We start from the raw sequence: 13,935 nt of genomic DNA, 5'->3' as shown, positions 1-13,935 counted from the left end.
TAAAGATAATGGAGAAATTTTAATTACCCGCCAAAGAACGTTTCCAGCTCCTTTAAAGTTTCGGTAGAGGTGTGGATGTCACGAACGATTTCGCCCTTGTTCAGAACCACAATGCGCTCGCAAACTTCGGTCACATGAATCAAATCGTGACTGGATACCAAAACGGTCACTTCTTCCTTGGCGGCCAAATCTTTGATGATGCCTTTCAAACGAATTTGTGTTGTTGGGTCTAAGTTAGCAAAAGGCTCGTCCAAAATTACCACATCAGGGTTGCCGATAAAGCTGGCCACAATGCCTACTTTCTTTTGGTTTCCTTTGGAAAGATCTCGTAAATACTTCTTTTGGCCTAAAATCTCATCGTGAAAGAAATCGGTGTAAGTGGAAAGCAGTGCATCCACATCAGCCTTGTTGCGACCACGAAGCTCCCCAATAAAATAGAAGTATTCCTCCGGCGTCAAGTAGCCAATCAAAAAACTTTCATCAATAAAAGCGGAAGTGAAAGGTTTCCATGCCTCACTTTGGTCCACTTGTACACCATTGTTCACAATATGTCCCGAGGAGGGTTGAATCAAATCCAAAAGCAGACTAAAAAGGGTGGTTTTTCCAGCGCCGTTGTTTCCGACCAACCCAAAACTTTGTCCTTTTGGAATTTCGAGTTGGTCGATATTCAAAACGGTCTGCTGGCCGTACATCTTGGTTAAATTATGAACTGTGATCATGTATTTTTTTTTAATGGTGTATTATTTCTGTTTGTATGCTTGTAGTGTCTTGTATTTCTCTTTTTTATAAATGCCCTCGATCATGGTAAACACCTTTTCTTTAAAGGCAAACCCCAACAATCCGAATATGGCAACAAATAAGTAGCCAGCCACTGGATTGATTAAAAAGTGGCCAATCGCATAAATACCTATGGGCAAAACCAATTTGGGCAACGTAAGTAATAGCGTTTTGGCATTAAAGGCTTGTTTGTCACCAAATGCTTTTTTGTTGGATGTCAACTCAATCGGAGTTTTTACATATGCTCCGCCCCACAGCACCAGATAACTGTTGATACCTATGTTATAAATGGCCCCAACTAGAACCGCAGCATAGGCTTCCCAACCAAAATAAAGGTAAAATGAAGCCAAAATGGTCGAAATGATGGTCGCAATGATCACCAAATACCATTTGGAGGAAAGGTATTCCCGATACTTAATATTCTGACTCATCATCAACGGATAGTAGCTACTGTCCCAACTCGGCACGTATTGTCCAAAACTGAACAGGAATCCACCTGTAACGAAAATCCCAGCGAATATTCTCCAAAAGGGTCCATCGTATACTTCTATTGCGCTTGTAAAAAACAACAGACCATAAAAGATGAAAAAGAAGCCCATAATCACTGCGGTTCGTGAGCGCTTGTTTCTTTTAATGAGTTTGATATCGTTCTTCAAGAAAGTTCCCAGGTTGCCGAAACGATCTAACCAATCCAGATTTTCGGTTTTTGCCTCTGATTGTTTTTTGGCCAATCCGCCATCCAAATACATATGCTTTTTAAAATAAGCGAATGCCGAAAAATAAAGTCCAACTAAAACCAACCATGGCGCAATGGCCGTCCAAGGCAAATCGTAAAGAAAATCAAAAACAGGTTGTGTATATAGGGTGACATCGAACCATTGGTAATATTGCGAGGCTCCTGCCAAAATGAACAAGGCGGCAAAAACGTAGAAAACACCGTCTTTGTTGTTCACCATAATATTGATGAAGTTGTTGCAATAAAAAAGTGCCATCAATCCCAAGTGCCATCCGATTACTTGGAGGGGCTCGTACCCTTCAATAAGTAACACCACACTGAAAGGAATAAAAAAGAACGCATGCGCGATATTAAAAAAGGAAATTATGGTTTTTCCCAAAGAATAATTCACCACTTGACTTTTCTTGAACGGCAAATACAGCAAAGGCTTAATATTGGTCACCGGCATTTTTTGAAGCATGTACCTAAAAACCAAATCCAATGCCAAATAATAGATCATAAAACGGTTCACCACTCGCAAAGGGTCACCTAAATCTGATTTTTCAATGATATAAAAGGCGCCTACCCCCATTCCCAAAAAAACAAGAATAAAATAGAGCGCTCCCAATGCCATTAAAATCTTAAACCAAATCTCGGTCTTAAACGAGGCTGACCTATAAAAGGATTTCCATTGGAGGCCAATAAAGTGTTTGAGCATGGTTAGTTTTTTATAGTTGGTATCTAATTTATTTGATTTGTTACAATTCCATCTCCTTTTTCTAAAAATTGGCTTTCAAAACAAGCCCAATGCTTATTTTTGCAGGAAATTTGTTTCAATGAGCGATTTTCATGCCTTAAAAATAGCCGCGGTAGATAGATTGACCCCCAATGCCGTAGCCCTTACTTTCGAAATTCCCGTAAACCTTACTTCTACTTTCTCTTTTTCTGCTGGACAATACATCACCATAAAGCACGAAATAGATGGTAAAGAATTACGACGGGCCTACTCGATTTCATCGCCTCCATCTTCAGGAAAATTGACCGTGGGCATTAAAAAAATGGAAGGTGGAACGTTTTCCGTTTACGCCAATGAAAAATTAAAGGCGGGCGACACGCTAGAAGTAATGCCGCCAGAAGGTCGTTTTGTTTATGACCCATCGAAAAAAAGCAAGATTGCCGCCTTTGCAGCAGGAAGTGGGATAACACCCATTATGAGCATTGCCCAAACGGTATTGGAAAGCCACAGAAAAAACATTTTTGTGCTGGTCTTTGGAAATAAATCACCTGAAGAAACCATGTACTTTAAGGAGATTCAAGCGCTTAAAGAGCAATACGAAGACCGCTTTTTTGTGCAATATGTCTACAGTAAAGCCATTGCTTCAGATGCGCTTTTTGGTCGAATTGACACCTCAGCTGTAAATTTTGTCCTCAAGAATAAATTCAAAAAAACCAAGTTCGACGGGTATTACTTGTGTGGCCCTGAAGAAATGATCCAAATCGTTTCCGATACACTGAAGGACAATAATGTTTCTGAAGATAAAATCCATTTTGAACTATTTACCACAACGGATACTGAAGATGAATTAGCGGAAGGTCTTGAGGGCAAAACTCAAGTTGAAATCACCTTGGACGATGAGCAATTTTCGTTTGTGATGGACAAAAAGGAACTGGTTTTGGATGCCGCTTTAAAAGAAAATATTGACGCTCCCTATTCTTGTCAAGGTGGAGTTTGCAGTACGTGTATTGCCCGAGTCAAAGAGGGTAAGGCTGAAATGGTGAGAAACCAAATTTTGACCGATGGCGAAATCAAGGAAGGTTTTATCCTCACTTGTCAAGCGCATCCGTTAACACCAAAATTGATCTTGGATTACGATGATGTTTAATCTATTTGATTAATTTGAAATTCGTCAATTCGAGTGATTTTTAGGGTGAATACGATAGAAATTTTATCGAGAATACGTATTTCATAATCCCCAGTTTTCGATACTTTTTCCAAGGAAAAAACTCGAACTGGCGTTTGTCTCCAAGAATATTATATGGTTATTCACTCCTGAACAATCAAGTTTTGGACAATAATTGCTCCAAGGCCCTACTTCCATGGTCGTACCCAATTTTAAAGGCGTTTTCAATCCCTTTTTTATCCAGCACACCAATTTGGTCCAATTCTCTGGGTTCGATAAATAGATCACATTCGCGTAATTTTTCATCGTTGGACGCATGGATCATCAAGCTGGTGACCCTTCCCGTAAGCTGAAAGGAATTTCTGAGGTCCTTTTTTTGCACAGGAACGGTAACGGAAACGTTGCTGCCGATGATAAATTCGGTTTGCTGCTCTACGTACTCTTTGGGGAAGTTGTTCATGATGCCCCCATCAGCATACAAAATATCATCAATTTCCACTGGGCTAAAAACGGGAGGAAGTGCAGCCGAAGCCAAGAGTGGTTTTATTAATGTCCCACTATTAAAAACAGTTTCCTTTCCCTTTAATAAATCGGTGGCAACCACATACAAAGGTCTTTTTAGACTTTCAAAAGTATCTTCTGGAAAGAAATTCTTCAAAATCTTTACGTAGCGTTCCGTATCAATAAATCCTGGTTTGTTTATCGTAAAGAAGCTGTATTGGAACAAGGGGGTTTCTTTAAATAAAGTCAACATTTCATCCACGGAACTGTCGTTGGCGTAAAGAGCTCCCACCAAAGCGCCAATACTGGTGCCAGCTACCATTTGCGCTTCAATACCATGTTCACGCATCGCCTTGATCAGACCAATATGGGCCATTCCGCGAACGCCACCTCCAGAAAGCACCAAGCCAATAGATTTATCTTCAAGCATTTTATTAATTGCTGTTTATAGCACAAATGTAATCTATTGGTCGATTCCCTTTTATATTAGAAGTAACCATATCCTTTTCTTAATCTATTTGATGATAAATTCTTGATGTTTTTTAGGTAAACCTGTAATTGATTCTTGAAGGTTACGACCAAAAACAATAGTAATAATTGTTGTAGTTTAGGTGAAACAATACTTTTACTAACTCAAATTAATATATCATGGCCAATTCCTATTATGATCCGGCTGACTTGCGAAAATTTGGCAAGATTACCGAATGGAGTGAAGAACTAGGGACCAAATTTTTTGATTACTACGGAAAGGTCTTTGAAGAAGGAGCCCTGAGTGCCCGGGAAAAATCCTTGATTGCCTTGGCCGTAGCCCATGTGGTGAAATGCCCCTATTGCATTGATGCCTATACCAAAGATGGTTTGCAGCGAGGAATTACGAAGGAGGAAATGATGGAAGCGGTCCATGCTGGGGCGGCCATAGAAAGTGGCGCCACTTTAGTGCACGGGGTGCAAATGATGAACAAGTACGACAAGCTTTCCATGTAATGTATAGAACGCTGCGCTCTTAGACATTAGACCGCTACGCTTTTAAATAGTTAGAAATTACATAGACGAAATTGGAAACACCAAAAATCGTATTAGAAAAAAATTAAATGAAACAAAGCATATTGGCAGACCTAAAAAAGGCAGCAAAGAAATCTTTAAAGGCAAGTGACAACGAATTGGCCAACTCTAAAATGCAGTTGGACATTTTGAACGGAGCGCTTTTTTCTGATGGGGAATTGCCTTTTTTTAAAGATAAAATCGCCGAGACGGGACAGTTTCCTTTACAACCTAAAAAATTGGAAATCCTACAGATCAATGTGGGGTATATGTGCAACCAAGTTTGCAACCACTGCCACGTGGATGCAGGTCCTGACCGAAAGGAAATCATGACCCGAGAAACCATGGAACAATGTTTGGAAGTGATTCGGAACACCGGTGCCCATACTTTGGACCTAACCGGGGGAGCTCCCGAAATGAATCCTAATTTTAGATGGTTTGTGGAAGAGGCTTCCAAAGCGGGCATCAAAGATTTTATTGTGCGCTCCAATTTGACCATTATTTTGGCCAATAAAAAGTATTATGATCTGCCGGAGTTTTTCAAAAAACACAATGTGCATGTGGTGTCTTCCATGCCGCATTACACCCAAGGAAAAACGGATAAGCAACGTGGGGATGGCGTCTTTGACAAGTCCATAAAAGCGCTTCAAATGTTGAATGAAGTGGGTTACGGCATGCCCGATAGCAATTTGCGGTTGGATTTGGTGTATAATCCATCAGGAGCATTTTTACCTGCCGATCAAGCTGCCATGGAACACGATTTTAAAAAGGCATTAAAAGCTGATTTCAATATAGATTTCCATAACCTGTTCGCGATTACCAATTTGCCGATTTCACGGTTTTTGGACTACCTCATCGCTTCTGACAATTATGAGGATTATATGTATTCCCTGGTGGAGGCATACAACCCTGCTGCTGTTGAAAATGTGATGTGTACCAATACTATTTCTGTGAGTTGGGATGGATGGTTGTACGATTGCGACTTTAACCAAATGCTAGACCTAAAAGTGGCCAGTAAGGTAAAACACATCAAAGATTTTAACGATGATGTATTGAGTAATCGGGATATTATAATTTCACAGCATTGTTATGGCTGTACCGCAGGTGCAGGAAGTAGTTGTCAAGGGACGGTGGCTTAATTCACCACCTTCGGAAACATCCCCCTTGTTCCCATATCTACCACAGTTTCGTCCAATAAAGGTTCGTATTTGCCATTGCCATTGAAGTCTTCCCATTCAAAACTTTGGTTAATGGAAATAACCACTTCAATATTAATGTCTTCTGAAGCATTTGTGGGAATCACCAAAGCGGTTGGAAACTGACCTGTAACCACACAAGAGCCTTCAGGCACCGGCGATGTCTCATCAATAGGATTTGGCACCGTTGTGATGGCCGATTCACCCTCGGTAATTTGATTGAATACAAATCCATTGATGTTACCGCTGGATTCCAATCCAAAATAACCTTGGGCCTTGTTTCCATTCACCGTTACCGATAATTTATCCAATGTATACGTTCCGATATAGGTGTTGAACCCTAAAAATGAAGCTACAGTGGCATCGACGTCAATATTGTCATCCACACCCTCAGGCCAATCTGGAATTACATTTTCCGCTCCCTCAAGATTATAAACAATCTTATATTTTTGGTAACCTATTGAGGCTCTTAAATATTCGTAAGTACCTGCAGTAACATAGCTTAAGGGAAGACTTAAGGTGTTGATTTCTTCATTAAAAAAAACTTCGCTGTTAAAATCTATGGCCAAGGCGCCACCACTGCCTGTTGTTGCCGTGGAAGAAAGGGTTACTCCCTCATCATAGGGTGTAAATTTATCTGGATACAAGCCCACAAAATGCAGTCCAAGGATTTCGAAATCTGGGTTTTGTGCTGCATTGCCCTCTGGAACGGAAACGGGGTTGCCCAAATTGTCCAACCGTTCGGCTTGATCATCCATTACGAAGGTGATGTTAAGCCTTGCTGTTTCTGTTGGGTTGGGAGCAGGATCCTCTGTGGAGCAGGAATTGAATACCCCTAATCCAATTATTAACATCAGCCCTTTTTTTAAGTATTGCATAGTTTGTTTGTTTTTTATGTGATGCGGTTTTTTAAAAAAGGTTGACTCAAACCATCAAGATAATTGATATTTAACTAAAGTAAAAACAATAATCTCCTTCCTATTGTTTAATTGACAAATGGCTATTACGGATTGACGATTGGCTCTAAAATCGACAAGAGTTTGTCTACGACCTGCTTAGAATCGATGGTCTTCATGGCATTTTCATAACCTTCTGGAACTTTGTTTCCATATACCGAAGTTGGAATCAAAGGATATTTTTTCCTGTCACTTAATAGCGCATTTTCAATGGGCTGTCCAAATGGGTAAAATCCAGCAAAAGGATGGGTAACCCCCCAAAGGGTGACCACCGGAATTCCATAATTAGCAGCCAAATGGGCATTTCCACTGTCCATCGAGAGCATTACATCCAAATTGGAAATGAGCTGCAGCTCTTCAGACAAATTTAGCTTGCCGGCCATGCACAGGGTATTTTCATAGATGTTGGCCAATCGACTCAACTCTTCTACCTCTTTAGTACCACCTCCAAACAGTAATATTTTATACTTGTCGGTATTATCTAGTTTCTTTATTACCTCTTCGGTGTATTCCAGCGGATACATTTTACCCTCATGGGCCGCAAAAGGCGCAATGCCCACCCATTTTTTGGTATCCTGCTGTACTAAACCGAGTACCTTTTCCGAAAGCTGAATACGAGGTAATGGTTTCGTGTTTGATAATTCAATCGGAAATCCAAGCTGTGAAAAAACATCAGCATAGCGCTGGTGGGTCGACTTTAGTTGCTGAAACCCTTTGTTTTTGGAACGGGTAAGTGCTTTCTTTTCTTTTCTGCCTTTATCAATTTGTTCAAACGGTATTCGCTCCAGTGCAAAATACTTTTTGAGCACTCTACTTCGTAACACATTGTGTACATCGGCAACAGCATCAAAATTTAAAGGCTTTAATTCTTGATACAGTCTCCAAAGTCCGATAAGCCCCTTATGGCGCTTTTTAACATCAGCCTCAATGGTTTGTACTCGCTCCACGCCATCAAAAATGGGCATGAACAGTTTCTTGGTAAGTACCGTAATTTGAACTTTGGGATATTTTTCGGTAACCGCTTGAATAATGGGAACTGTCATCGCCACATCGCCCATGGCCGATAACCTAATAAGTAAAATATGGGTGTGTTTACCCTTTTTGTCCACGAAGCACCGGGTTTAGTTCGTCGTCGTTGTACATTTTCATCTGTTTATAGACTTTCATGTACTTGTCTCCAGATTCAATATCTGTTAATAATTGATCTATGGCCGTGGAAAGGTCCTTCTTTTGTTCCAATAGCACTGCTAACTTTTCGCGACATTTTTTAATGTGCTCTGCAGAGGCATCGGTTCGGTTCACCTCTTCTTGCATGTGATAGATCTTCAATGCCAAAATAGAGAGTCGGTCTATGGCCCACGCTGGACTTTCGGTATTGATGGTTGCGCCTTCCTTAACTCGTACCGATTGGTATTTATCTAAAAAATAACTGTCAATGTATTCCACCAAATCAGTTCTGTCTTGATTACTGGCATCAATCTTACGTTTAAGGTCAAGAGCTGCCACTGGGTCAATTTCAGGATCACGAATGATATCTTCGTAATGCCATTGTACGGTATCAATCCAATTCTTACGGTACAACAAATGCTCCACTTTATCCTTTGGATAAGGGTTGGAGAATTCTTGATACACATCATCTTTAATGTGATAAGTGTTTATACTTTCCTGAAAGATCTTAAAGGCAAATTCACTGAACATAACTCTTCTCAAATTTGGTCAAAGATATTGCTTTATGGATTATGAATTTATTTCCAACACAAAAAGCAGGATGGGAAACACAATGCAAAGTGCCAATAAAGCTTCCAAAAGCTTTTGTTTTTTAATCCCTTCCACGTAATTGCCCATAAAAACGGCTGCAGGAAAAAATGTGATCAACACAGGGGATTCATCTACTGGAGTTAGCAAGGCTACGATGACCCCAAAAACGAACACCACCAAAAGAGTTCTCAGCATCAAAAGTTTTCCTCCTCCTAAATTTCGAAGCCTAATGAATACAGAAAAGGCGACGATAAAAATCAAAATAAAATATATTAGCGCCTTTACGTTCAATGCCTGAAAAAAGGAACTGGAACCAAAAATACCCAAAGTAAAGCGGTAATGTTCTTTAAAAAATCCGAGTGAGCCAGACCATTGCAAATAGGTGAACGAAAGCACAAAAACCGTCGCCAATCCAACAAAAGGCACCAACCAATTTTTTAGGGCCTTGCGGTCATAGATGCCAATTACATAAAAAACCAAAAGAATAAATATCAGGGACCAATCATAAAACAGACTGGCAGATGCAATCAGGAGGGACGCATCAAAAATTTTATGTTTTACGTTCTTTAGTGAACGAACCGCGAACAATCTCCAAATGGCCAAGAGCAAAAAAAAGTTGGTGAAAATCACATTTTTATTGGCCAATTCTTCAGAAAAAACCACAATCAATACCACAAAAAAGAGCATGGCAAAAGAGTTCAACTCGGTAACTTTTTCCGCACGCACCATCTGACCAATGGCAAGTAGAGATACCAATAAACCAAAAAAGGTTAGCAGCTCCAAAGGTAATATATGACTGATTTCCTGAATGTTTTGCCCGAAAAAAGCACGGATAAAGTAGAACAAAAAGAGCGCGATGGCCAGGACAATGTGTGTTATGGGTTTTGTTTTTTCGAAAAAGCTTGAAATCATCCTATCTTTTGCTACTTTTGTAAAGTAAATATAGCCAACATGAGCAAGTTTTTTTACGGTATAGAAGACTTATTTGTAAACTACCTATTCGCCCCTTTGGATTTTTTGCGTTTTACGCACAGCTGGTGGGGAGCCAACACCATTAACTGGATCTTTATGGCCATTGGTTTTGTTGCCATGGTGTATTGGATGAAAGAGTTGAAAATGTTCAACGATAATGGTGAAGAGGACAAGAGCATAAGCTCTCACTCTTACCTATAGATCGAATCCTAAATCTTTACGGTAATACATTCCATCAAAATGGAGCTTTTCCATATTTTGATAGGATGTTTTTAGCGCTTCCTTAAAGTCTTTTCCAAAGGAAGTAACTGCTAGTACACGTCCTCCATTGGTCACTACTTTTCCATTTGAAAGTTTTGTGCCTGCATGAAAAACAATGGAATCTTGGATGGAATCTGTTCCAGTGATTTCTTTTCCTTTTTCATAGGCTTCCGGGTAGCCGCCTGAAACCGCCATAACGGTTGTAGCAGTACGCTCGTCTATTTGAAGGTCTATTTGGTCCAGAGTGCCATTTGCCATTGCCGAAAGGACTTCCACCAAATCACTTTTTAAACGAGGAATGACGACTTCCGTCTCAGGATCGCCCATACGAACATTATATTCGATTACTTTGGGTTCATTCCCAACCTTTATTAAGCCGATAAAAATGAAGCCCACATAGGGCAAATTATCCTTTTTAAGGCCGTCTACGGTCGGTTTAACAATGGTGCGCTCAATCTTGTCCATGAACGCTTCATCTGCAAAAGGAACCGGGGAAATAGCTCCCATGCCGCCCGTATTGAGTCCAGTATCTCCCTCTCCTATTCTCTTGTAATCTTTTGCGGTTGGAAGTATTTTGTAGTTGGTTCCGTCGGTAAGTACAAAACAGCTTAATTCGATACCATCCAAAAATTCTTCGATAACCACCGTGGCACTTGCATTTCCGAATTTGGAATCGACCAACATGGATTTAAGTTCCTCTTTCGCTTCTTGAAGATCTTGAAGAATTAAAACTCCCTTTCCTGCAGCTAATCCATCTGCTTTTAGAACATAAGGAGGATTTAGGGTTTCCAAAAAGGCATATCCTTTCTCCAAAGATTCACTTGTAAAACTTTCGTAAGCTGCGGTTGGAATATGGTGTCGCATCATGAACTCTTTGGCAAATTCCTTGCTTCCTTCAAGTTCAGCGGCAGCCTTCTCTGGTCCAATTACGGGAACAGACTTTAGTTTATCGTCATTCAAGAAAAAATCGTGAACACCATTCACCAAAGGATCTTCAGGTCCTACCACCACCAAATCAATACTTTCATTTTGCACCAATTCTTTGATGGATTCAAAATCGTTTACCCCTACCTCAACATTTGTGGCGATTTGAGCTGTACCGGCATTACCGGGGGCAACAAACAGTTTAGAAGTTTTAGGACTTTGAGAAATTTTGAGGGAAATGGCATGTTCGCGACCGCCAGAACCCAAGACCAAGATGTTCATGATTCAATGTTTTGGCAAAAATAACTCAATTCAAATTTAATTTAGAAGTTATTCCAAAATGATCTGAACATACTTCTTGACAGGCCCCAAATCTCCAAATGGAGATGTCAAACATTGAGAACTGTTAACTTTTTTGGGTGATGGGATAAAATAAAAAGGCCCGAAGAATTTCTCGGGCCATGTATCCATTCAAAATGAAGGAATTTATTTTTTATTATGGTTGGTAAAATCTCTGTGCTCCGTTTTTTCCAAATCTTCTTTGGATAGCCCTTTAAAATATTCGAAGGTTTTTCGCATACCCTCTTCACGTCCAACCTTTGGTTCCCATCCCAAAATCTCTTTGGCTTTGGTAATGTCTGGTTGACGCTGCATTGGATCGTCCTTAGGTAAAGGTTTGTAAATTATTTTTTGATCGGTTCCTGTTAACTTGATAATTTCCTCAGCGAAATCCTTGATGGTAATTTCATTTGGATTACCAATATTCACTGGGTGTGTATAATCGCTCATCAACAAACGGTAAATACCTTCGATTTCATCATCCACATAACAGAATGAACGGGTTTGAGAACCGTCTCCGAATACAGTTAAATCTTCACCACGAAGAGCCTGTCCCATAAAAGCGGGAATTACTCTACCATCATTCAATCGCATTCTAGGGCCATAGGTATTAAAAATTCGAACGATACGGGTATCCAATCCATGAAAACGATGGTATGCCATGGTAATGGATTCCTGGAATCGCTTGGCTTCATCATACACCCCTCTTGGGCCAATAGTGTTCACATTGCCATAGTATTCTTCTGTCTGTGGATGCACCAAGGGGTCTCCATAAATTTCAGATGTGGATGCAATCATGAAACGTGCATTCTTTTCTTTGGCCAAACCTAATAAATTGTGAGTTCCCAAAGCTCCAACCTTTAAGGTTTGAATCGGAATTTTAAGATAATCAATCGGGCTTGCTGGTGAAGCAAAATGCAGAATGTAATCTAACTTACCAGGAACATGTACAAAGTTGGTGACATCATGATTATAGAAAGTGAAATTTTCTAAAGGAAATAGATGCTCAATATTTTTAAGGTCCCCTGTAATAAGGTTGTCCATTGCAATTACCTCATGGCCTTCGGCAATAAACCTGTCACAAAGATGGGAGCCAAGAAAACCTGCTGCGCCAGTGATAAGTATTCTTTTCATTTAATGGTAGATTATACGGTGTTGAAAACACATACAAACATAAACCATTCAAACATCGTTTTAAAATTATATTAGTTGACTGACACTTTTTAATCGATTCAATACGCATTTTCCTCTCCTTTAAATATGTTCAAAAAGGTTTGTATTATAATTCTGATGTCTAGTAGAAATGACCAGTTTTCAATATAAAATACGTCATAACGGATTCGATTAATTATATCATCTTGGGTTTCAATCCCTCCACGGAAACCCTTACTTTGGGCAAGCCCAGTAATCCCTGGTTTCACATAGTGTCGAACCATATATTTTTTTATTTCTTCACCGTATTGTTCATTTTGTTTCCATAGATGTGGTCTTGGTCCGACAACTGACATGTTTCCAATTAAAACATTAATAAACTGGGGCAATTCATCTAAACTTGTCCTGCGTAAAAATTTGCCCAACTTAGTAACTCTAGCATCATTTCTAGTGGCGGAGACTTCAGTAGAATTATTAATTTTCATGGTTCTAAATTTATAGCAAGTAAATCCCTCACCTTTATACCCAGGCCTGTTTTGAATAAAATAAATTGGCCCAGGATTGTCTATATATATTAATAATGCAATTAAAGGCGTTAACCATGACAATAAAAAGATATAAACCATCAACGAAAATAAAATATCAAAACTCCTTTTTATAAATGCATTGAATGGGTGTTCTAAAGGAATGTTTCTTAAGGAAAGAATTGGTAAAAAATCGTAATATTCAAACTTGAGCTTTTTCTGAAATATATTTTTATTATCTGGAATAAACTTTAAGGTGATTATGTTGCTGTCACAAAAGTTGATGAGATTTTGTATTTGTTTATTGCTCAATTCGTTAATGGAACAATAAAGTTCATCTATTTTATTTTTGGAAATAAATTCATAGATTTTGCTCAAATTGATACTCTCTTCTTTTAAATTGAATTGTTTTACGAATTCAAAACCAAACTCTTCGTTCTCTTTTAAAACCTTTATTAATTGCTTTGGTTTTTTGCCACTTCCCAACACAACCACCTTTCTAATATTTCGACCAAATATTCTGCGATATTTAATCAATAATAACCTAAAGGAGAATTTAACGAAAACTATTAATCCAAAAACTGTTAATAAATAAATAGCTAATTGCCATCTACTTACAAACTTTTCCATAAAGAATCCTATATAAGCGTACAGTATAATGGAAAACGTAAAAAATTGTTTGATTAATAAGGAACCAATATGGGTTATCTTGGTGTATCTATAGATATCATAATATTGATTGACAACAGATATTAAAATCCATGTTACTGAAATATAAAGCTGAAATAGCATGGGATATTTAAAATCCAAGATTAGCGGTAAAACATATATACATAAATTGAGTATAGCCAAATCTAAACAATAAGCTATCCATTTAATATATTTTGAATATCCCTTTCTATCCTTTTTTGCCTCCAT

The 13,935-nt window shown here is 39.0% G+C and carries 14 protein-coding genes; 4 read left to right on the top strand and 10 right to left on the bottom strand.

Features of this window, described 5'->3' with window-relative positions; translation table 11 throughout:
- Positions 1–23: 23 nt before the first annotated feature.
- Together ABT310_RS06540 and ABT310_RS06535 are read right to left on the bottom strand one after the other, a co-directional pair.
- Positions 24–719, bottom strand: coding sequence for an ABC transporter ATP-binding protein (locus ABT310_RS06540; protein ID WP_375325941.1), 696 nt, complete (start codon positions 717–719; stop codon positions 24–26).
- Between the two features lie 21 nt (positions 720–740).
- A complete protein-coding gene (locus tag ABT310_RS06535; protein ID WP_375325940.1) occupies positions 741–2,210 on the bottom strand; it encodes a DUF5687 family protein in 1,470 nt (489 codons plus the stop codon).
- Positions 2,211–2,328: 118 nt separating this feature from the next.
- Between ABT310_RS06535 and ABT310_RS06530 the strand changes: the two genes are divergently transcribed.
- Complete coding sequence (locus ABT310_RS06530) at positions 2,329–3,375, top strand: 2Fe-2S iron-sulfur cluster-binding protein (RefSeq protein ID WP_375325939.1); 1,047 nt, start codon at positions 2,329–2,331, stop codon at positions 3,373–3,375.
- A gap of 175 nt (positions 3,376–3,550) precedes the next feature.
- On the opposite strand, the gene ABT310_RS06525 is transcribed toward ABT310_RS06530, so the two are convergent.
- Entirely contained in the window at positions 3,551–4,324 is a 774-nt protein-coding gene (locus ABT310_RS06525; protein ID WP_375325938.1) for a patatin-like phospholipase family protein, read from the bottom strand.
- A gap of 218 nt (positions 4,325–4,542) precedes the next feature.
- On the opposite strand from ABT310_RS06525, the gene ABT310_RS06520 reads away from it, so the two are divergent.
- Both ABT310_RS06520 and arsS read left to right on the top strand, forming a co-directional pair.
- The gene (locus ABT310_RS06520) at positions 4,543–4,878 is read left to right on the top strand and encodes an arsenosugar biosynthesis-associated peroxidase-like protein (protein WP_090292442.1); all 336 of its coding nucleotides are present in this window, start codon (positions 4,543–4,545) and stop codon (positions 4,876–4,878) included.
- Between the two features lie 107 nt (positions 4,879–4,985).
- On the top strand, positions 4,986–6,074 hold the full coding sequence (gene arsS, locus ABT310_RS06515; RefSeq protein ID WP_375325937.1) for an arsenosugar biosynthesis radical SAM (seleno)protein ArsS: 1,089 nt from the start codon (positions 4,986–4,988) through the stop codon (positions 6,072–6,074).
- On the opposite strand, the gene ABT310_RS06510 is transcribed toward arsS, so the two are convergent.
- The 4 genes from ABT310_RS06510 to ABT310_RS06495 all read right to left on the bottom strand — a co-directional run bounded on the left by ABT310_RS06510 (position 6,071) and on the right by ABT310_RS06495 (position 9,757).
- On the bottom strand, positions 6,071–6,985 hold the full coding sequence (locus tag ABT310_RS06510) for a hypothetical protein (protein WP_375325936.1): 915 nt from the start codon (positions 6,983–6,985) through the stop codon (positions 6,071–6,073). The genes arsS and ABT310_RS06510 overlap by 4 nt on opposite strands.
- A gap of 149 nt (positions 6,986–7,134) precedes the next feature.
- Complete coding sequence (locus tag ABT310_RS06505) at positions 7,135–8,196, bottom strand: glycosyltransferase family 9 protein (RefSeq protein WP_375325935.1); 1,062 nt, start codon at positions 8,194–8,196, stop codon at positions 7,135–7,137.
- Positions 8,180–8,785 (bottom strand): DUF4254 domain-containing protein, encoded by a 606-nt coding sequence (locus ABT310_RS06500; RefSeq protein ID WP_375325934.1) that lies wholly within the window; start codon positions 8,783–8,785, stop codon positions 8,180–8,182. Before ABT310_RS06500 ends, ABT310_RS06505 begins: the two co-directional genes overlap by 17 nt.
- A gap of 39 nt (positions 8,786–8,824) precedes the next feature.
- The gene (locus tag ABT310_RS06495) at positions 8,825–9,757 is read right to left on the bottom strand and encodes a hypothetical protein (RefSeq protein WP_375325933.1); all 933 of its coding nucleotides are present in this window, start codon (positions 9,755–9,757) and stop codon (positions 8,825–8,827) included.
- 39 nt (positions 9,758–9,796) lie between these two features.
- Here ABT310_RS06495 and ABT310_RS06490 point away from each other — a divergent pair, with 39 nt between their 5' ends.
- Complete coding sequence (locus ABT310_RS06490) at positions 9,797–10,018, top strand: uracil phosphoribosyltransferase (protein WP_375325932.1); 222 nt, start codon at positions 9,797–9,799, stop codon at positions 10,016–10,018.
- Here ABT310_RS06490 and purD read toward each other — a convergent pair.
- From purD to ABT310_RS06475, 3 genes are all read right to left on the bottom strand, one after another.
- Positions 10,013–11,284, bottom strand: coding sequence for a phosphoribosylamine--glycine ligase (gene purD / locus ABT310_RS06485; protein WP_375325931.1), 1,272 nt, complete (start codon positions 11,282–11,284; stop codon positions 10,013–10,015). The two genes, ABT310_RS06490 and purD, sit on opposite strands and share 6 nt — an antisense overlap.
- 204 nt (positions 11,285–11,488) lie before the next feature.
- Complete coding sequence (locus ABT310_RS06480; protein ID WP_375325930.1) at positions 11,489–12,475, bottom strand: UDP-glucuronic acid decarboxylase family protein; 987 nt, start codon at positions 12,473–12,475, stop codon at positions 11,489–11,491.
- Between the two features lie 98 nt (positions 12,476–12,573).
- On the bottom strand, positions 12,574–13,935 hold the full coding sequence (locus ABT310_RS06475; RefSeq protein ID WP_375325929.1) for an exopolysaccharide biosynthesis polyprenyl glycosylphosphotransferase: 1,362 nt from the start codon (positions 13,933–13,935) through the stop codon (positions 12,574–12,576).

This window comes from Flagellimonas cixiensis (assembly GCF_042134615.1).
GTDB lineage: Bacteria > Bacteroidota > Bacteroidia > Flavobacteriales > Flavobacteriaceae > Flagellimonas > Flagellimonas cixiensis.
The sequence above is the reverse complement of the archived record's forward strand: the minus strand, read 5'-3'. Positions and strand labels throughout refer to the sequence as shown.